15 protein-coding genes are annotated in these 19,976 nt (G+C 67.5%); 7 read left to right on the forward strand and 8 right to left on the reverse strand.

All coding sequences use genetic code 11. The annotated features are described in order from the left end of the window. Positions 1-6: 6 nt before the first annotated feature. The 3 genes from CJ197_RS15165 to CJ197_RS10545 are packed head-to-tail and all read right to left on the reverse strand — an operon-like array spanning position 7 to position 7,732. Complete coding sequence (locus CJ197_RS15165) at positions 7-180, reverse strand: hypothetical protein (protein ID WP_158239447.1); 174 nt, start codon at positions 178-180, stop codon at positions 7-9. After that, positions 177-2,834: an AAA family ATPase gene (locus CJ197_RS10540; protein WP_102236712.1), complete on the reverse strand. Its 2,658-nt coding sequence runs from the start codon at positions 2,832-2,834 to the stop codon at positions 177-179. The genes CJ197_RS15165 and CJ197_RS10540 overlap by 4 nt, the downstream gene beginning before the upstream one ends. Before the next feature lie 5 nt (positions 2,835-2,839). Continuing rightward, entirely contained in the window at positions 2,840-7,732 is a 4,893-nt protein-coding gene (locus tag CJ197_RS10545; RefSeq protein ID WP_102236713.1) for a type ISP restriction/modification enzyme, read from the reverse strand. A 109-nt stretch (positions 7,733-7,841) separates the two neighbouring features. Between CJ197_RS10545 and CJ197_RS10550 the strand changes: the two genes are divergently transcribed. The 3 genes from CJ197_RS10550 (at position 7,842) to CJ197_RS10560 (ending at position 11,772) form a co-directional block, all read left to right on the forward strand. After that, positions 7,842-9,107 (forward strand): exonuclease domain-containing protein, encoded by a 1,266-nt coding sequence (locus tag CJ197_RS10550; RefSeq protein WP_102236714.1) that lies wholly within the window; start codon positions 7,842-7,844, stop codon positions 9,105-9,107. A 106-nt stretch (positions 9,108-9,213) separates the two neighbouring features. Then, positions 9,214-10,398, forward strand: coding sequence for a MalY/PatB family protein (locus tag CJ197_RS10555; RefSeq protein WP_102236715.1), 1,185 nt, complete (start codon positions 9,214-9,216; stop codon positions 10,396-10,398). Positions 10,399-10,506: 108 nt separating this feature from the next. After that, entirely contained in the window at positions 10,507-11,772 is a 1,266-nt protein-coding gene (locus CJ197_RS10560) for an ATP-binding protein (RefSeq protein ID WP_102236716.1), read from the forward strand. 33 nt (positions 11,773-11,805) lie between these two features. On the opposite strand, the gene CJ197_RS10565 is transcribed toward CJ197_RS10560, so the two are convergent. Beyond that, positions 11,806-13,035, reverse strand: a complete 1,230-nt coding sequence (locus CJ197_RS10565) for an amino acid deaminase (RefSeq protein WP_102236717.1) — start codon at positions 13,033-13,035, stop codon at positions 11,806-11,808. 66 nt (positions 13,036-13,101) lie between these two features. Between CJ197_RS10565 and CJ197_RS15900 the strand changes: the two genes are divergently transcribed. Next, the gene (locus CJ197_RS15900; protein WP_369801540.1) at positions 13,102-13,437 is read left to right on the forward strand and encodes a Panacea domain-containing protein; all 336 of its coding nucleotides are present in this window, start codon (positions 13,102-13,104) and stop codon (positions 13,435-13,437) included. A gap of 420 nt (positions 13,438-13,857) precedes the next feature. Here the strand turns inward: CJ197_RS15900 and CJ197_RS10575 are convergent, their stop codons facing one another. From CJ197_RS10575 to CJ197_RS10585, 4 genes are all read right to left on the reverse strand, one after another. Continuing rightward, the gene (locus tag CJ197_RS10575; RefSeq protein WP_233190855.1) at positions 13,858-14,463 is read right to left on the reverse strand and encodes a PKD domain-containing protein; all 606 of its coding nucleotides are present in this window, start codon (positions 14,461-14,463) and stop codon (positions 13,858-13,860) included. 507 nt (positions 14,464-14,970) lie between these two features. Further along, positions 14,971-15,624: a DUF6318 family protein gene (locus CJ197_RS10580; RefSeq protein ID WP_102236719.1), complete on the reverse strand. Its 654-nt coding sequence runs from the start codon at positions 15,622-15,624 to the stop codon at positions 14,971-14,973. A gap of 179 nt (positions 15,625-15,803) precedes the next feature. Next, entirely contained in the window at positions 15,804-15,947 is a 144-nt protein-coding gene (locus tag CJ197_RS15170; RefSeq protein WP_158239449.1) for a hypothetical protein, read from the reverse strand. A gap of 96 nt (positions 15,948-16,043) precedes the next feature. After that, complete coding sequence (locus CJ197_RS10585) at positions 16,044-16,253, reverse strand: CsbD family protein (RefSeq protein ID WP_102236720.1); 210 nt, start codon at positions 16,251-16,253, stop codon at positions 16,044-16,046. Between the two features lie 135 nt (positions 16,254-16,388). On the opposite strand from CJ197_RS10585, the gene CJ197_RS10590 reads away from it, so the two are divergent. The 3 genes from CJ197_RS10590 (at position 16,389) to CJ197_RS15175 (ending at position 19,857) form a co-directional block, all read left to right on the forward strand. Then, positions 16,389-17,411, forward strand: a complete 1,023-nt coding sequence (locus CJ197_RS10590; RefSeq protein WP_102236721.1) for a LacI family DNA-binding transcriptional regulator — start codon at positions 16,389-16,391, stop codon at positions 17,409-17,411. A gap of 1 nt (position 17,412) precedes the next feature. Then, positions 17,413-18,663, forward strand: a complete 1,251-nt coding sequence (locus CJ197_RS10595; protein ID WP_102236722.1) for an alpha/beta fold hydrolase — start codon at positions 17,413-17,415, stop codon at positions 18,661-18,663. A 645-nt stretch (positions 18,664-19,308) separates the two neighbouring features. Further along, positions 19,309-19,857, forward strand: coding sequence for an endonuclease domain-containing protein (locus tag CJ197_RS15175; RefSeq protein WP_158239450.1), 549 nt, complete (start codon positions 19,309-19,311; stop codon positions 19,855-19,857). The last annotated feature ends 119 nt before the right edge of the window (positions 19,858-19,976 follow it).

Here is a 19,976-nt window from a genome sequence, read left to right on the forward strand (position 1 = left end):
AATGCATCAACTCAGGTCCTCGCCCACCTGCTCGATCCCAGAGTCCTCGATGAAACCGCGACGGTAGAGCTCGGAGGCATATAGCTGCAGCAGCCAGATGCTGCGCAGCGGAACGTAAGCGCTCGCCGGGGCGGCATCCTCGGCCGCAGTAGCGGCGATGGCGGCGGCCATAGCTGTCACGCGCGCAGGATGGCGAGGGCGGTCTCGACTTGCTCCGGACGGTCGTACCAGTACTCCTCGAGCAGGGGCTGCAGGTCCGTGTCGACGATGGCCTCGAACCAGGCCCTGGTCGCCGATGAACTCGCCGGGCTGGACGAGCTAGCAAGGGGCGTCACGAAGCTGTGGCCGATCAGGTACGCCTCACCCAGCAGAGAGTCCGCCCGGATCAGATCGTTGACCGCCGCGATGCGCTCGCGCACATCCTCAAGGGTCGCCCGATCAAGCCCGCGCTCCGTCGTGCAGAACTCCAGCCAGGCGTCGTTCAGCGCAGGAGTGAGACTGATGAAGGCGAAACGGCGGCGCAGCGCCATATCCACCATCGCCAGAGAGCGGTCCGCCTGATTCATCGTGCCGATGACGTAGAGGTTCTCCGGCAGGAACAGCGGCTGGTCGTCCTCCTGCGCGTACAGCGTGGTCAGCTGCGATTCGGCGTTGCGCTTATCGGCCTCGAGGAGAGTCAGCATCTCGCCGAAGATCTGGGCGGGGTTGCCGCGATTGATCTCCTCGATGATCACCACGTGCGGGTCCGGAGCGTTGTCCCGAGCGGTCTCGACAGCCCGCAGAAACGGCCCATTCATGAGGGTGAGGCGCCCGCCGGCCTCGGCTGTGGGGCGGTATCCCTGCACGAAGTCTTCGTAGGAGGTGGAGGGGTGGAACTGCACCACCGTGATGAGCTCTTCGTTCTCGCTGCCGATGAGGGCGTGGGCGAGCTTGCGGGCCAGCCATGTCTTCCCGGTGCCGGGCGGGCCCTGGAGGATGATGTTCTTCTTCGTCCGCCAGCGGCTCAGAGCTGATTCGAGCTGGCTGCGAGGCATAAACGCGCCCTCGCTGAGGATGCTCTGGATGGTGTAGGCCGGGGTGCTGCTTTCGGCGGTCTTTTCCACCACGGCCGATGGGGAGCTGGGGGCATCGGCCGGTGCTGCGCTGGCAGACGTGGTGTAGGAAAACGCCGCCACGGAGATCCCGGCCATCGTCGCGGGGTGGACCTCCGCATCGGGCAGCCACGTGGTGATATCTCCGAGCAGGCCCAGGTATTCGCGGCCGTCGGTGATGGTGCGGGCGCTGGGGAGTCCGGCGCCGTCCTCGGAGGAGACGAACGCGATGGTGCGTCGGTCCAGGGGAAGGAACATTTCGGGCCGGGTCCAGAAAAGCCCCATCGTGTAGCTGGGCAGGGATCGCCCGGCGGTCGCGGCATCGAAGGCGGTGACGAACTCCTGCTGCAGTTGCTCGGGGGCGTTCAGTCCGCCGCCGTCGGCCAGAGCGATCCCGGCGGCGAACAGGTCCCACCGGGTGTCGTAGAAGTTCGGGTCGCCAGCATCGTCGGGCGCGGATTCGAAGCGGACGCGCATGTTATTGCTGACGGGGATGCCGTCGAAGCTGGTGGGCAGCTCGGCGCTGAGAGCGAAGGCTTCCTTGATCCCGGCGCACATCGCGATCCTGTTGGCGGGGGTGATGCCGCGGTGGATTGTACTGAGGATCGTGAACGGCTCCACGTCCGTGGCGTTCTCCTTGACGCCATCGCGTACCCACTTCCACAGCGGGTTGAACATCGAGGGGCGGCCGGAGAGCTGCGCTGCCTCTCGCAGGGTCTCCTGCAACGCGGGCCGATCCTCGCGGTAGGGGAGCAGGGCCTGGGTGAACTCGGTGAAGAAGGGGATCCAGTCGAGGTTCGGTTCAGCGGGCGCGGTGGTCTCGGGGCTGAGGTCCGGGTCGCCCTGCCCGTCCACGACGGACTGCAGGCGCTCCAGGGCGTTGTGCCGGGAGACGGTGAACAGCGTCAGCAGGCCGCGGATGGAGTTACGCAGGTCAAGTGCCAGGTCACTGCGCTCCAGTGGTTCCGCATTCCAGGTGATGGGGATGCGGGAGCGGCTATCTGGGTCAGGGTCTTGGGAGTCGATGGTGGCGGGACCCGACACGGTGCCGACGTAGAGCCTGCCGGGGTGCAGCTTGCTGGGCATAACGGCGGTATCCCCCACCTGCATCTCGTGCAGCAGCCGGTAGGCCTGGCCGGCGGTGGAGGCCAGGAGCTTGCGGGAGATGTTCGGGTCGTGGGCGCGGATCGCCTGCTCGATCTCGCGGCGGGTGCCCGGAATAGACGTGACCGGGCCGATGTACAGCCCCGGCAGCCCGAGCCCTTCGGCAAGGGCCCGCTGTTCGCGCTCACCGTTCGAGCCGGCGCGGATCACCCAGAAGTAGTCCGCCTCCGTGCTCCCCACCTCTTCGGGGTCCGGCTCAAGAGCGGGCTGGCCAGCCTGGGTTTCCTCGCGGGCTCGTCGCAGTTCCGCCTGCCGCACTGAGAGGTCTCTGTACCCCACGGTGCCCAGGGGATACGGATGGTCCGCAGCCCAAACGCGGCCCGCATCCGTGATCCGGGTGACGCCTCGGGCCACATCCTCGAGGAATCCGAAGTGCCGTGCCTGCCAGATCGCCCATCGCGCACGATCCTCTGGCACTGAAGAATGCTGCAGCATTCGATGCGCCTGGTCAGGAAAGTCGCGCTCTGTGACCTCCTGGACTGCTGCGATGTAGTCGGCCGTGGTGTGCTCGGCGCCGTCCAGCGCAACACCGAGCATCACGGGGAAGATGCGCTTCCAGGTGTAGGTCGGAGCTGCCATGATGCTCAGTCCTCTGTGCGTGCGGGCTCACCGATCGGCGGCAATGCCTCGGTGATCTGGACGGTGCGGATCGAGACGGTCGCGACCTTCTGGATGAGGTCGAGGATGTAGCGCGGGTTGCCGTGCTCGAGCCCCCAGTCGTTGGGGTCGTTCACGATCCCGGAGGCCTTATCCGTGCTCACCTGATACTGGCGGATGATCCACTCCAGCGCGCTACGCGAGCCCAGCTGGTACCGGTAGAACTCTGGCGGGATACCGGCGAGCGTGATGTGCGGGTTAAAGATCAGGCGCTCGGGTTCGTCCGCGGCCTTCTGGCCCGACGGGAAGCGCATCTTCGTCACCCGGTAGTACTCGGCCTCGCCGCCGATGGGCGGCTGCTCGCCCTGCTCCACGGTGATGCCCTCGTACAGCGGCGCGTCCTCGTAGTCGGCGTGCAGGTGGAACAGCTCCCGCCCCGCCTCCACGAACCCGGTGAAGGACGATGCCGGCACATCCGGTACCCGCGGCAGCATCTGCTTGAGCTCCCCGGCGTACCGCTCTCGATACTCGGGGGAGTGCAGCAGCCCGTACAGGAAGAAGAAGAGGTCGTCGGCCGACGTCCCCTGCCCGTACCGCTGGCGCATGAGCTGCAGGAACTGTGGGGAGATATTGTCCTCGCGGCGGTGGCCATCCACCACTTCGCCGTCGAGGTCCAGCGAGAGCTCGCCGGCATCGACCGGGTGCCAGGTGTAGCGGGGGAAGAACTGGCCGTTGGAAGAGCCCCACATGGCAAGGTCAGGCACAGATCGAGTTGCGAGCGTGGAGAAGGGCCGGTCGTTGCCGACGCCAGTCACATAGAACCCATAGTTCTCATGCGCGGCGGTGGGGAAGTACCGACGGGCGACAGCCGGGAGATAGACGAGGCCATCGCTGACGTCGACGTGCTGAGTGAAGAAAGGTCGGTACAGCGAGCGCATGGTCCGCCCGTGCTGGCGCACAACCTCCCGCCCTTTGGCGAGCTGGTCGCGGAGCGAGCGGTTCCACTTGATCCGCGACTCATCAGTGGTCACGACCCCGGTGGTATCCGATCCCTTCGGCGCGGAAAGCCCGGTGGACTGAGCATGTTCGAGGAAAAGCTCCTGCTCCTCGCGATAGGTCTGCACGAAGGTCGCGAGCTTGTCGTCCAGCGCGCGCCTCGAGGAGGCGTAGACCCAGGAGTCGCGGTTGGTCTGGAGCCCGGCAGTGAAGGACTCGAACACTCGGACGCCTTCCTCCGCCCGTCCACCCAGAATCGGATACTCCAGATACCGCGGATCCCGCTGGTTGATCCAGTCGCCGTATTCGTTCGGGGTGATCTGCTGCCATGGCACGCTCGCAAGGCTCGCCTCATCGACGATGGCGAGCTTCTGCTCGGCACTCAGGTAGTCGCCGATGTCGCGGTAGTGGATCGTCGCGTCTCCGTGGTGCCCGGCGGTACGGACAAGGAGGAAGATCGCGACGGTCGTGCGGGCGCCGGAGCCGAAGACGTTTCCTTTCTCCTTCTGGCGCAAAACTCCTGCCGTACGAGCGTTCCCCCGCAGGTTGAACACATAGATCGCGCTGAACTCCTCGGTGAGGGTCTTGCGGACGCCGGCGGCGGTGTTGCCGTCGATCCAGCCGCCGTTGGTGACGAACCCGATCACACCCTCATCACCGATGCGGTCGCTCGCCCAGCGGATCGCCCGCATGTACGAGTCGTACAGCGAGTTCTTGTTGACCGCGTCCGTCCGCGCCGCGAACGTCTCCGCGATCCGCGCATCGAGAGTCGGGTACTTGACGTTCGCGTTGTCGTCATTGCCGCTGGTCTGCCCCACCGAGTAGGGCGGGTTCCCCAGGATCACCTGGATATCGAGCTTCTTCTGCGCCTCCACGCGCGTGTTGTTCACCGGGAACACCCGCTCGTCCTGCAGGTCGCCGTCCTCGGTGATCTGGAACGTGTCCGTCAGCGCGATGCCCTCGAACGGCACATAGGGCTGGGCTGCGAGGGTCACGTCCTGCTGCTCGGCCCGCAGGTCATGGAACGTCGTCTCGATGTTGATCGCCGCGATGTAGTACGCCAGCAGCAGGATTTCGTTGGCGTGCAGCTCGCTCGCGTACTTCCGGGCGAGGTCGGAGGGGTCGATCAGCCCGGACTGCAGCAGGCGCACGATGAACGTTCCCGTCCCCGTGAACGGATCCAGCACATGCACGCCCGGGTCCGTGAGGCGGCGTCCGAACTCTTGGGCGAGCACGTCGTCGACCGCGCGGATGATGAAGTCCACGATCTGCACCGGGGTGTAGACCACGCCCATCGCATCGGCCGTCTTGGCGAACGCCTTGGTGAAGAAGCTCTCGTACAGCTCGGTGATGATCTTCTGCTTGCCCGCCGCGTTGTCGATGCCCTTCGCGCGCAGCCGCACCGAGTCGTAGAACTTCTCCAGCGACTGCGCTTCGGCGTCCACGTGCATCGCCGTGAGCGCCTCGACCATCCGATCCATCACCCGCGAGACGGGGTTCGAGTCGGTGAAGGCGTAGTCCTCGAACAGGGCATCGAACACCGGCTCGGTGATCATGTGCTGGGCGAGCATCTCGATTGCCTGCTCGCGGCTGATCGACTCGTTCAGGTTTCGCCGCAGCGCCTCGACGAACACCGAGAACTGCGCGGAGGCCGGGGTGCTGGGATCCTCCACCAGGGTGCGGATCCGCTGGATATGCGCCTCGCTGATCTGCGCAATGTCCTTCGCCCAGTCATCCCAGTAATGGCGCGAGCCCACCTTCTGGACCATCTTCGCGTAGATCGCATTGCGCAGCTCATCCATCTGCGAGAGCCGCACATCGAGCATCCCCTGCGCGGTGGCCGTCGGCGAGGAGTCCCCGTCGGCCCCATCGGTTCCGTCGGCTGAACCGTCACCGTCGCCGCCCTCGAAGCCCACGCCCACCACGTCGATCTTGCGGTCGCGGGTGGTGTTCAGCTCCACCTTGTTGACCATGGCGTCGAAGCGCTCATCATGCGCCCGCAGCGCCTGCAGCACATCCCAGACCACCTTGAAGTTCTGGTTGTCATCCAGCGCCTTCTCCGGCGCTACCCCCGCCGGCACCACCACCGGCAAGATGATGTACCCGTACTTCTTGCCCTTGGCCAGGCGCATCACCCGCCCCACGGACTGCACCACATCCACCACCGAGCGGCGCGGATTCAAGAACATCACCGCGTCCAGGGAGGGCACATCGACGCCCTCGGACAGGCACCGGGCATTGGACAGCACCCGGCACTCGTTCCCGTCGGCCTCCTCCTTCAGCCAATCCAGCAGCTCCGTGCGCTCCATCGCGTTCATCGTGCCGTCCACGTGCCGGGCCTGCACCGACAGCAGATCCTCCGCGTCCTCCTCCTCGTGGGCATCCACGAAGGTGGAGACCACGTCGGTGAACTGCGCAGCGATGCGCTTGGAGGACTTGATGTCCCTTGTGAAGGCGACCGCGCGGCGCATCGGCGCAGTGTCCTGCCCGAAGGTGTGTTCACTGTCGCCGCGCTTGGCCAGGCCGTTCCAGCAGCCGATCAGCCGCGTCGCATCATCGAGCGTCAGCTCGCCATCGCGGGCGAACGCCTCCTGCATCGCGCCGCTGACCGTCTCCTGGTTCACAGTGAGGATCAGGACCTTGTAGTCCGTGAGCATCCCCATCGCGACGGCCTCGCCAAAGCCCAGGCGGTACAGCTCCGGGCCGAACACGTCCTCGTCATCCATCGAGGCGAGCACCGCCTGCGCCTGCCCGGCCTTCGCCTTCGAGGCGTCGTCATAGATGCGCGGCGTCGCCGTCATGTACAGGCGCTTATCGGCCCGCAGATAGTCCGCGTCATGCACCTTCACAAACGCCGACTCCTCCGCACCCGCGAGCGTCGCGCCCGTGGTGCGGTGCGCCTCATCGCAGATGATCAGATCAAACGGCTCCAAATCCGCGCTCTGCTGCGCCTGCGCCACCACATCGATCGACTGATACGTCGCGAAGACAACGCGCATACCCGCGCCATCAGTGCGCGCCAGCTTCATCCGCTCCGCCAGACGCACCGGATCCGTCGTGGCCGGCAGCGCCAGATCCACCACCGAGATCTCCGCAGAGTCCTGAGAACGACGGGTGCTGCGCGAGGCCTTCGCATCCGAGCACACCGCCAAGGCCGTGATCCCCACCTGCGTGTGGTTCGACCACTCCCGCAGTGCCTGTGACAGCAGCGCGATCGACGGCACCAGGAACAGCACACTGCCGCCTGCGCCCACGGTCTCCTCCGCCAGGCGTAGCGACGTGAACGTCTTGCCCGTGCCGCAGGCCATGATTAGCCGGCCTCGGTCATGCTTCGCGAAACCGGCCGTCACCTGGTCGATCGCCGTGCGCTGATACGGGCGCAGATCCGAGGTGCCCTGCAGCGACAGTGCCGTCGGCGTCTCCGGGTCGAAGAACGCCCAGTCCACTCGGGACTGCACGAAGTCCTCCAGTCCCAAGCGCCGCACTGGGATCGCCTGGTCGCGGATCGTCTCCTCGGCCGTCGCACCCCACTGTGTGGTCGTCGAAACCACCAGGCGTTCTGTGAACCCGCCGCGGCCCGAGGCCGCCAGGAACTTGTCCAGATCGCCCTTCGAGACGCGGTACTGCGGGGCGTAGAACTTGCACTGGATCGCCGTCAGCCCGCCATCGCGACGCTTGGCGACCAGATCGATCCCGGAGTCATGCCCCCACTTGCCCGGCCAGCGATCCCACATCCACACGTCCGCGAACTGATCCGCCCACAGCGGGTCCGTCTGCAGGAAGGACTGCACGAACCGCTCGAACTGCTCACCCCGATGCGAGGTGGAAGTCGACGCGTTGTACATGCGGTCCAGAAGCTTCATCACCGAAGGCGCCGAGGTCATGAGATCCAGTATCGGGGATCAGGGAGGGGCATGGGACACAGGAGACCTCGGGCAGGGGTGGGGCTAAGGGGCCCGGGAGAGTGTCGGCCCCCGTTCCTACTGTGTGCTCATGGAAGCCACCCCCGTTCCCGAACTGAACTTCACCGCGATCGATGTCGAGACCGCCAACTCCTCTCGGGCATCCGTCTGTGCCGTCGGGCTCGCGAAGGTGCGCGGGGGAGAGGTCACCGAGACCGCGAGCTGGCTGGTGAAGCCCCCGCCTGGGCATGATGAGTTCGCACCGGTCAACGTCGCGATCCATGGCATCACGCCCGGTGACGTCGCGAATGCGCCCGGCTGGGACGCCGTGTTCCCGCAGATCGCTCACTTCGCCGATGGCGACGACCTGGTGGCCCATAACGCTCCGTTCGACCGCTCTGTCCTGCGCTCGGCCTGCACCGCATATGACATCGACTGGCCGGAGATGCTCTGGTACGACACCCTGACCATCGCACGTGCCGAGCTCATGCTGGGGTCCTACCAGCTGCCCTTCGTGGCTCGAGCGCTCGGGCTCGAAGAGCTCCCGCACCATGAGGCTGGTGCTGACGCCCTTCAGGCCGCACGCGTTGCGCTCGCGCTCGCAGGTCGCTGTGGGGCAGCGACATTGGAGGATCTCGCACCCGGGGCCCGACCAGGCATAGCTGCAGACGGCGGCGCGTTCCGCTCCACCGGAGACTTTTCCTCCCTCAGCTCCTCCGTCGTTCTCGCCGGGGAGATGGTGGTCTTCACCGGCGCGCTCCAGCGGTCCACGCGCTCCGAGGCACAAGCACTCGTCGAACATTTCGGAGGGACCCCGCAGAGCGGTGTCACCAGGAAGACCACCATGGTGGTCACCGGTGACTTCAACCCCGCCACCCTGCGGCCCGGGGCCACCATGTCGAGCAAGCTCACCAAGGCGATGCGGCTCGCAGAACAAGGGCAGCGCATCGAAATCTGGACCGAGGACGACTTCTACCAGCACCTGGAACTGGGTGAGGATGAGATCGAGTCCGCGATCCGGGCGCAGCGTGTCGCCAGATCCACGAGCTCCTTGCCGGACTACGTCCTCAGGCAAGCGCGTCACATCGAGGTTCCGACGAGCAACTACTACTACTGGCTGCGCCAGGTGCTGATCCACCCCGACGGCCGTGCTGCTGCCGGTGACCAGTGCATCCGCTGTGACGGGGAGATTCCCGAGGGTCTGGACTGGAAGCTTAGCGAGCGCCACGTATGCTCCAAGGACTGCAACGAGCGGCTCAAGGAGGCGGCCAAGCGATTCGTCCGGCGCGAGGGCATCAGTCATCCGGAACCACCCGATTACACGGGGTGGAAGCGCCGGTACTCGGACGGTGAGTAGCGGAGCTGCTGTCGATATTTGAGCCCCGGATATCAGCGCAGCGCGGTGATCGCCCCTGGGGTGGATCGGTCGCCCCGCCACCGCACCCATACGGCACGATGGATCCATGCCCGAGCCTCGCACCCCGCCCACCGACCCGTCGGCCCTGGATGCCATCACCCTGGATGACCTGCGCACACGAGGCGCCATGAAGTGGAGCCTGCCCGATGGGGCGATCGGCGCGTTCGTCGCCGAAGCGGACTTCGGCACCGCCCCCGCGGTGATCGACGCGGTTCACGCGGCGGCCGATGAGGGCCTGCTCGCCTACCTCCCGCCGCATAAGCTCGCCGCGCTGCGCGAGGCGACCGCGCAGAAGCAAGCTGGTTACGGCTGGGACGTCGACCCCGGCTGGGTGCAGGGGCTGCCGAGCGTGCTGGCCGGCTACCGCGCCGCGCTTGATCACCTGCTGCCCGCCGATGGCGCGATCATCATCCCCACCCCTGCGTACATGCCGTTCCTGTCGCTCGCGCGGCTCCACGGCCGCGAGGTCATCGAGGTGCCGATGCGGTGGGAGGGGGAGCGGCACGTCAACGACCTGGACGGCATTGCCCGGGCCTTCGATGCGGGCGGCCAGGTGCTCGTGCTGTGCAGCCCGCACAACCCCACCGGCCGCGTCTTCGACCGCCGCGAGCTCGAACAGGTCGCCCAGGTGGTCGAGGCTGCCGGCGGCACCGTCCTGGCCGATGAGATCTGGGCGCCGCTGACTCTGGATGGTCGGCGCTACCTGCCCTACGCCTCCGTCAGCGACGTCACGGCGCAGCACACCATCACGCTCACCGCCGCGTCCAAGGCGTTCAACATTCCCGGGCTGATGTGCGCGCAGATGATCCTCAGCAGCCCGCTGCATCGGCAGCGGTGGGAGGCTCTCGCGCCGGAGTTGAAGGAGCGGCCGTCGGCCCTGGGGATCGCCGGGACCATCGCCGCGTACCGCGACGGGCAGGAGTGGATCGACGGGATCGCGTGGTACCTGGAGCGCGGGCGGGACCTCACCATCGAGACGATCGAGCAGGGGCTGCCGCTCGCGCGCATCACCCACGCCGAGGGCACCTACGTGGCGTGGATCGACCTGAGCGCCTACGACCTGCCCGGCGGGCCCGCCCAGTTCCTGCGCGAAAAGGCGGGTGTGGCCTGCACCGACGGGCTCGCCTGCGGGGAGATCGGGGCAGGGTGCATCCGGCTGATCACCGCCATGCCGCATCCCGTGCTCCGCGAGGCGGTGGGGAGGATCGTCGCGGCGGTGCAGGGGCGGTGAGGGGGTCTGCAGTTTTCCGGTTGGCAGTCCTGCAATCGTCCGCTTAGGAGTCCTGCAAAGTTCCGGTTAGAGGGCCTGCATTCTTCCGGTTAGCGTTACGATGGTTGCGTGGATACCTACGCTGTACTGGGCAGACGCTACGAGCCGCGGATCATCGATCGGCAAGTCACTGAGCTGCTTCGGACTGCGGGCGCGGTGGTCATCGAAGGACCGAGAGCCTGCGGTAAGACCATGACGGGACTGCACCACGCCAAGTCCCTCGTGCAGCTGGACAGCCCAGGGGCCCAGTTCTTCATCGACAGCGATCCACAAGCTCTGCTCGCGGGAGAGGCGCCTCGCCTCCTGGATGAATGGCAGCTGGCACCCCAGCTGTGGAACATGGTGCGCCGTGCCGTGGATGCTGCATCGGCCCCGGGCCGGTTTATCCTCACCGGTTCCGCTGTTCCGGCAGACGACATCTCCCGCCACACCGGCGCCGGACGCTTCCTGCGACTGCGCGAACGCACCATGACCTGGTATGAGCGCGGCGCGAGCACCTCTGCTGTGCCCCTGGAAGGGCTGTTCGCCGGAGAGGCCATGGTGCCCGATCTCAGCACCCCCAGCCTGCAGAGCGTGGTGGACAACCTCAGCACTTCTGGGTTCCCTGCGATGACCGAGCTGACTCTCGAGCGCCAACAGACTCTCCTGCGCGGTTACCTCGAAGAAGTGGCAAGAGCGGACCTCCCGCGCCTTGGCAGGATTCGGCAAAAGCCCGCCGTGCTGAGCCAGCTGCTGCGGTCTATCGCCCGCATGACAGGTGCGGAACTGAGCTACTCGGCGCTTCTGGCGGACACGAGGGCCGTGGCTCCTGACATCCGGCTCGAGACCGTGTCCAGCTATGTCGAACTCCTCGGGCGACTGTTCATCGTCGAGCTAATCCCGCCGTTCGCCACCAAGCTCCGCTCACGGGCTCGCCTGCGCACTACCCCGAAGATCCACATGGCCGACCCGGCACTCGCGATCGCCGCGCTGGACGCGGACCCCGCCGATCTGACTGCTGATCCCGCGACCCTCGGGTTCCTCTTCGAGTCCGCTGTCATTCACGACCTCACCGTGATGGTCGAAGCAATGGGCGGGCGCCTGTCCCACTACCGCGACTCCAACGGGCATGAGATCGATGCCGTGCTGGAGCTCCCCGGTCGAGGCTGGGCAGCCGTAGAGATCAAGCTCGGCGGCAGGCGTGCTATTGAAGCCGCTGAGTCGTTGCGGCGAGCGGTCGCGCAGATCGATGCCCCGCAGCCGCCCGCGTTCATGGCTGTGATCACCGGAACCGGATTCACCGCACCTATCGGTGATGATGTCGTGACTTTCCCGCTCGGGGCGCTCTGTCCGTGAGCGACGGGCTGCCGTACCCGCTGGCGATCTCTCTCAGAACAGCGTCTCCACAGCCTCCCGCACGCGTCCGTTCTCATCGACGACGGGGATCAGCCGCCAGCGGTCGAACGCCGTGCACGGGTGCGAGATGCCCAGGCGCACCACATCGCCGACGCGTAGCTGCGGGCCGTCGGCTGTGTGCAGGAAGGCGTGCTGGTCGTTTAGCGCCGTGATCTCCCCGGCGAGAGCCTCCTCAGGCCCGCCGAGCGTGCGGGCGACCGCGCGGGGGATCGGCAGTCCGTCATCGAAGGGGACGTCGCGCCGCCCCGCATCCAGCAGCGTGAGCCCCGGCTCCGGAGCGGAGACCACGCGCGCGTAGACATTCAGTGCTGGGCGGAGGCTCGCGTGCGGCTCGCCGGTGCGGCGGGCGTCCAGCGGCGATACGGAGCTGTAGAAGCCGTCGTCGTGCGTGATGTACGTGCCGCAGCGCAGGATCCGGCGGTGCTGCGTGAGCGGCGCGAACGCCTCCGCCACCAGGTCCGGGTAGGCGCTGCCGCCCGCCGAAACCCAGGTGGAGCCGTCGATATCTGGGGCGATCAGCTCCGCCAGGCGCGCCAGATCTGCCAGGTAGCGCGTGATCCGGTCCAGTGACTCTGTGGTGAGGTCATGGGCGAGCGCGCCCTCGTAGCCGGCGGCGCCGCGCAGCGTGAGCACCGGTGAGGCGGCAACGCGGTGGGCGAGGTCGCGTGCCTGCTCGACGCTGCGGGCACCGGTGCGTGCCCCGTCGGCCCCCAGTTCCGTGAGCACCCCGACCCGCGCCTCCGCGGGGAGGTGCGCTTCCAGCAGCGCGATCGTCTCCGGGCTGTCCGCCCAGACCACGAGCTCCTGCTCCGGGTGCGCGGCCAGATGCGCGCCGAGCGCCCGCAACTGCTGCGGGTCCGCGCACGTGTTCGCCAGCTGCACCACCGGCACCCCCGACGTGAGCGCCACCAGCGCCTGCCAGCCCGTCGCCACCGTGATGCCCGACGCGCCCGCCCGCAGCTGCCGCTCCCACAGCGCCGGGGACATCGTCGTCTTCCCATGCGGCATCAGCTCCAGGCCGCGCTCATCGCACCAGCCCTGCATGAGGGCGATGTTGTGCGCGAGCGCCGAGGCATCGAGGGTCAGCAGCGGCGTGGAGAAGTCCCCGAGGTCGAGGTCCAGGTGGGCTGCGGGCAGGCCCGCGGCGGCGGGCGGGAAGGACTTGTCGGTGAGGGCGATCGTGCGCGGGGGAGCGATGGTCATGGTGGCGGGGCCTTGGGGTGGGGTGGGGTGGTGGCTGCCAGTATCGCGGTTATCCGCAACCGTGCGGTGGCTCACGGCCCCGTGCTGCCCTCTATCTGGAAGTCCCGCGACACCGCTGAGGCCCGAGACCCGCGCAGCGTGACGGTCCCAGAGCTTGATCCCTTCACCGACCGGCTGCTGGACCTGGTGATCGAGGAATACGGCCACCTCAGCGGCAGGCAGCTCAGCGCGATGACCCACCAGGAGCTGCCCTGGCGACAGGCCCGCGGAAGCCTTTCCGCCGGTGAACCCTCCAGCGCCCCCTCTGGATCCGAAGCTGATCACGCAGACGTTTTGCACCGAACATGTTCTGTGTGGAAGCAGCGCCTCCGAGCTCGCGGTGCTGGGGCTGCCCGCGGCTGAGGAGCCCGCGGCCGATGCGCCAATCGGGATCCCTTCCATTCCGGTGGATGACATGCCTGAGGATGAATGGGGCGGAGCGAACCTCGTGGAACCGCGGCCGTCTGCTGCGCGCTGACGCTCGCCGATGCACCAAGTACTTTGCATGAGCAGGGGCAAAGGCTTCTTGAAGGACTATCGCGAGGGGAAGCTGAGCGGCAGCGTGGCGGTCCACGCGCCCGCCGGGCTGCTGTCGTGGCTGCGTGCGCAGCGACGCGGCGTGCGGCCGGGGTCCCGGTAGCGGGGGAGGCCGACGTTGGCATGCCGGGCGAGTGTTACTCCTTCTCGCCGCGCGGCGCGGTCGGTGTCCTCGTCCGTCCTGGGGGAGGCGGAGTGGCAAGGCGTGGGCATGCCGTGCACCGCGTGCGTCGCACCGGTGCTTGTTCAGACCCTCCGGTGGTGGGCTTCGGGGTCGATGGGGCCTTCGGTGTCGGGGGTGCGCTCGGGGATCCAGGGTTCTTCCTCGTCCTCATCCTCCTCGTCATCGGTGGTGCTGCCGTTGACGAGGCGGGACTCGAGCGACTTTGCGAACAGCTCGACGGGATCGGATTCGATCTCGATGCTGCCCTCGATGTCCTGCCATTCGCCGCCGTCGACGGAGAACTGTCCGGTGAAGGTGGTGGTGAGGGTGATGTCGTACCAGCCCTCAAACCGGTACTCGGAGGAGATGCGCTCCGACGGGAAGGGCTTGCCGGGATCGGTGGTGGTGATGGTGTTGCCGTCGCCTAGGTCCCAGTGGAACTCGACCGGGACGGCGCGGATCCGCACCGGGGTGCCGAGCAGCTCGGTCTCCAGCTCCTGGATGTCCGCTTCGGTGTAGAGGACATTGACCATGTTCACCGGCAGCCATCCGCGGTCCGGGCCCGCGTGGGCGACTGGCGCCTCGATGGGAAGCTCGGCGAAGTCCTCGGCTGTGATCACGATCTGTGCCGCGGGGCTGCCTGCCTCGGGGGCGCCTGGGCGGACGCAGTCCCAGCCCAGGTCCGTCACCGTGTTCTCTTTCCGGTTGATCTGCGTGCCGCGAACCGTGGAACCCTCCCGAGGAGCCCCACCGGCACGCTTGACTCCAGCAGTCAACGTGAAGACGTCATCCCCGCTAACTCGATAGTCCGTGGACGCCCCACTTCCCTCGTGGCAGCTGTTCGTCGGAGGCGCACACGAGATCCGATGCCCAGCCCCCGTCGCACACTCGATGTTGCCCGGGTCCTCGATCACGGACCAAGTGGTCACTATGTGTGACAACTGGGTTCTCGTCCTGACGTTACCGGTTGTGTCGGCGCCGATTTGGGACTGTCGGGTCTCTATGATATCGATTGATGCGGCAAAAGCTGGTGGCCTATTCTCGCTGTCTTGTGGAGATGTTTTAACACCATCTAAGGGGTCTGAGCCGTCGGCGATGGCGTGGGTTTGGGCCAGGAGGGCGGCTAGTAGAAGTGTCAAACTAAGAATGGCGGCACGGTACCAGCTGCGTAGTCTGTGATGGGTGCGCATCGCCGATCACGCTCCCGCCTGGGTTTCGGTTATCTGAATTTCGTTTACGAGCCACGAGCCGTTGGACCATGTCATTCCGCCAAGGGAAGTGTACTTCTCCTCGGCGATATTGTGCACCTTGCCGTCAGGGGTTGCGATGGAGTGCTCGCCGACGATGTATATATACCCAACCTCAATGTCGTAATTTTCTGACTTGTAGTGCTCGGCACTCTCGGTCGTGATGGGTACCGGGCTCCAGTCGTAATCCTTGTCGATGCTGATCTCGACCTGGTCGATGAGGTCATCGCATCCACTGCAATCTTCGGAGTGAAGATTATTGAGCTTGCTGGTGGAGCCATCCTGATGACTCCAATACACCATCGCGATGTAGTAGCGGAATGCCTCCACTGCTCCGGAATGTGTGTGCTTATCCATCCCTGGGAAATCTTCTGGGTCGGGCGCCGGAATGTCGGGGGCCGCCCGAGTTTCTCCCTCGTCGCTGGCCCCGGCGTCGCCCCCGCCGTCGCTTGCGCCGCTCTCGTCGCCCCCGCCGTCACTGGTCTGGGGCTCGAAGCCGAGATCCGGGGGCGGGGTGGTCACCGGGCCTTTGCCGTCGTCGCAGGCGGCGAGGCCGAGGATAAGCACAGCGGATGCCGTGGCGGCGAAGAGGCGTCGGGTCATGAGGAGAGCTCCCTGTGTGTGTCCTGGAACACGGCCACGGTAGCGACCCTGCTCCACCGCGTCAGCCAACTCCCCAAAATTGTGGATAACTTTCCCAGGGAAGCCCCTCCGGGGTCGGCGTGCCGTTTGGCCCACGCCATGCCGCCACAGAAGGGGCGCGTCCAGTCGCGGTCGCCTGCTCACGCGACACCGAGGATCCTCGGCGCCTCCCCCGCGCCGCGCGCGAACAGCTCCGCCGCCGCAGCCTCCGGCATCGGCCCCAGCTGCCCGAACGCCTCCGCGCTGATCGGCCCCACCAGCAGCGCCCACGCGCTCACCGCCACGACCCACCCAGACGCGACAACGGCGGCCTCCCCACCCAGGGAGGCCGCCGCAGGTTCCGGCGCTCCGTGCGCCAGCTGCCGCCGTCGACGCAGGCGTCAGTTCTTTGTGTCGTCGCCGAACAGGCTCTTCGCCGCGCCCTTCACGGAATCGCGGGCGTCCTGCACCTTGCCGCGCGCATCGGCCTTGCCCTGATCGGTCTTGCCCTCGGCCTCGGTCTGCTTATCGCCGGTCAGCTTGCCCAGGCCCTCCTTGATCTTGCCGCCCATCTTGTCGCTCGTGTTCTCGAACTTCTCGTCGACGCTCATCGCGCCTCCTCATCGTCGGGGATCGTGACCGGGAGCATAGCCGGAACGCAGCTGCGGGAGCTGACCTATCGGTCCAGGCCGATGTGGCCAGTAGGATCAGCGCAGCTGTCCCGCGAGGAGGAGGTCACCGCACGCATGCCGCGCAGCCCCGTCACCCTCGCCGAAGTGGCCCGCGCTGCCGGAGTCTCTCCGGCCACCGCGAGCTTCGTCCTCTCCGGGCGCGGCGGCTCCCGCTCCGCCGGCTCCGCCGAGACCAAGAAGAAGGTCCGCGCCGCCGCCCAGGCCCTCGGCTACGTCCCCAACCGCCACGCCCAGGCCATGCGCACCGGCCGCGGCGGCGGCATCGTCCTCGCCCTCGGCGACGTCGAAGACCCCTGGGGCCTGCAGCTCGCCCACCAAGTCCGCGAGGACGCCCTCCCCCATGACCTCTCCACCCTTCTGCTCGCCGACGAACGCTGGTACCAGTACCTCCTGGGGGCCAGCGCCGACGCCGCCCTGGTCACCTCCATCGACTTCCTCCCCGACGGCCCCGACCAGGTGCGCCGCCTCGCCAGCTCCACCCAATCCGGGATCGTCGCCTTCAGCGTGCGCATGCAGCCCGACGGCTTCGACGTCATCGCCTCCAGCCCCTCGACCGCCATCGGCGAGGCCTACCGCCGCCTGCGCGCCCGCCACGACGTCGTCCACCTCCTCGCCCCCGAACTGCTCGACCGTCCCGGCGGCAGCCTCGCCCACCCCCGCACTACCGCCTTCCTCAACGCCGCCCGCGACGCCGACGACGGGCCCGTCGAAGACCTCGTCACCGTCGCCCCTGCGACAGGGCGCGGCACCTACCAGGTCAGCGTCGACTGGCTCGATGGCCCGCGGCACCCCAGCGCTGTCGTCTGCTTCACCGCCTTCCAGGCCGTCTCCCTCCAGCTCGCTGCTGAGCGCGCCGGGCTGCGCGTCCCCGAGGACCTCGAGATCATCTCCATCGGCGACGTCCCCGAAGCCTCCCAATACCTCGGTCCCATCAGCTACTACGGCGTGAAAGACGTGTTCGCCCGCATCTCCGCGGTGCTCATCGACCGCGCCACCGACCGCACCGACCGCCCCGGCGAGCTCCACACCTTCACCTGGCAGTTCTTCCCCGGGGTGACCACCCGAGAGGAGACCTGACATGCAGCGCAGCACCTGGACCGTGCCCGGCCTCGAGCTCACCGACCTCACCCTCGACGTCCCCCTGGACCACGACCGGCCAGGCGGCGAGCAGATCTCCCTGTTCGCCCGGATCGTCGCCGAACCGGGGGCCGACGACAAGCCGTACCTCGTCTACCTGCAGGGCGGGCCCGGCTCCGAAGCGCCGCGCGTAGGGTCGATCGGCGCCGTGCCATGGCTGGCACGGGCGCTGCGCGAGCACCGCGTGATCATGCTCGACCAGCGTGGCACCGGCCGCTCGACCCCCGTCGGCCCGCAGATCCTCGAGGGCCGCAGCGCCCGCGAGGCCGCCGAGTACCTCACGCACTTCAGGGCCGATGCGATCGCGCGCGACGCCGAGCTGCTGCGCGAGGCCCTCGGCGTGGAGAAGTGGTCGCTGCTGGGCCAGTCCTTCGGCGGCTTCACCACCCTGCGCTACCTGTCTGCGCACGGTGAAAGCGTGGAGAAGGCCCTGTTCACCGGCGGGATCCCCGCGCTCGGGCAGCAGCTGGATGACGTGTATACGACGACGTGGCGCGGCATGATCGCCCGGTCCGAGCGGTACTGGGCGCGCTTCCCCGGCGACCGCGACCGTTTCCGCGCCCTCGCCGATCGGGCCGAGGCCGGGCAGCTGCGCCTGCCGGACGGGCAGCGCGTGGGCGTGGAACGGCTGCGCCGCCTGGGCCTCATGCTGGGCGGCACCGGTGGGGCGGAGCGCCTGCATCACCTGCTGGAGCTCGACCCCGAGGCCCCGGCCTTCGCGCATGACCTCGCCGCCGCCCTACCGTTCTCTGGCCGCAACCCCATCTACGCGGTGCTGCACGAATCCTGCTGGGCCGACGGTTTCGCCACCCGCTGGGCCGCCGACCGGACGAAGCCGCGCGACGTCGCCGAAGACCCGACACTGCTGGGCGGCGAGCACGTGCACCGCGACCTGTTCACCGAGGACCCGGAGCTGGCCGTCTGGGCGGAGGTCGCAGATGTGCTGGCCGAGCATGAGTGGCCGCGGCTGTATGACGAGGAGGCGCTGCGGGGGTGCGAGGTGCCCGGCGCCGCGGCCGTCTACTACGACGACGCCTACGTGCCGCGTGAGTTCTCCCTGGCCACCGCTGCGCTGCTGCCCCGGCTGACGCCGTGGATCACCAGCGAATACGAGCACAACGGGCTGCGGCACGGCGGCGCGCACGTGGTGGGGCATCTGCTGGACCTGGCCGCGGGGCGGCGGGAGGCCTGAGGCCGGGGCCGATTCCACGGAAGGGACTCTCCTGACCGGCCGCGTGCAATATGCAGGCGGCCGGTCATCTGCGTACCGTCCGTGGAAGTGCCCAGCGGGTAGTCCAGGGGCGGACGGCGGGGCCGGACGGGCCACGAATGGCGGGTGGCGGGGATAGCCGGACCGGAGCGTCTGCTGCAGGCGGCCTCTCCTCCCCAATGTCCCGTCATCCACAGGCCGCCGACACGAGCTGCGAGGGTCGCCAGTGGCTGAGATCTTCTGGGCATGGATGACAGCAGCGCGACGAGGGACGAACGCAGCGCCCTGAAGAAGAAGCTCGGTGTGTATCACCGCCGCGACCTCGACGACCTGGGAGTGGGCAGGCCGGTCCGCGAGGCTGCTATCGCGAGGGGAACTCTCATCGCCCACGGGAACGGCTGGTACACCAGGCCGAGCACACCGGCTGAGGTGAGCGGCCCGCTCTCGCGAGGGCACCGTGCTACGTGCGTCACTGCTGCCGAGGTGTACGGGCTCTGGGTCCCGCGGACGACGGAGGTGCATGAGGTTGCACGCCGTAATCGAGGGACAGCGCCGCCCCATGTGGTCCTTGCCCACCGTCCAGTTCTGCGCGCTTGGCCTGATCAGGAACCGATTCTGCCGCTGCTCGTGGCTGTCCATCACGCCATGCTCTGCCTGGATCCCGAAGCAACAACGGTGATGCTCGAGTCTGGGGTGGAGAGACGCTTGCTGCGCCCCCACCAGGTGCGGGATCTACTGGCTGCAGTGTCGATCAAGCGGCGGCGCGATATCGGCAGGATCAGCACTCTTGCTGGGTCGGGCACGGAGACTCGGGTCCGCAGATACCTCGAGAGGCGCGGAGTCCGGGTTCGCGAGCAGGTGCAGATCGAGGGCGTGGGTCGCGTGGACCTGCTGGTGGGGGAGCGACTCATCATCGAGTGCGACAGCGTTGCCCATCACGACTCTCCTGCCGCCTACTACGTGGACCGCCGTCGCGATGCCGATGCAGTGGAGCGCGGGTTTGTGGTACTGAGACTGACCTGGGAGATGGTCTGGCTGGATTGGGAGGCCACGCAGAGGCAGCTGCTCACGCTGATCCATGGCGAGGTTCACTGGGTGCGCCGTTCCTTGCGTCAGGGAGACGGGCGCCGGGTGATTGGACCGCGCGAGCGGATTCCACGAACGGGACTCTCCTGACCGGCCGCGTGCAATATGCAGGCGGCCGGTCGTGAGCGTCCCCTTCGTGGAAGTGCCTCGTGAGTAACGGTGGGGTTGGGAGGTTGAGGGGGGCCCAGCCCAGCCGGCCCTGCCAGCCC

It is taken from the genome of Brachybacterium sp. UMB0905 (assembly GCF_002871795.1).
GTDB lineage: Bacteria > Actinomycetota > Actinomycetes > Actinomycetales > Dermabacteraceae > Brachybacterium.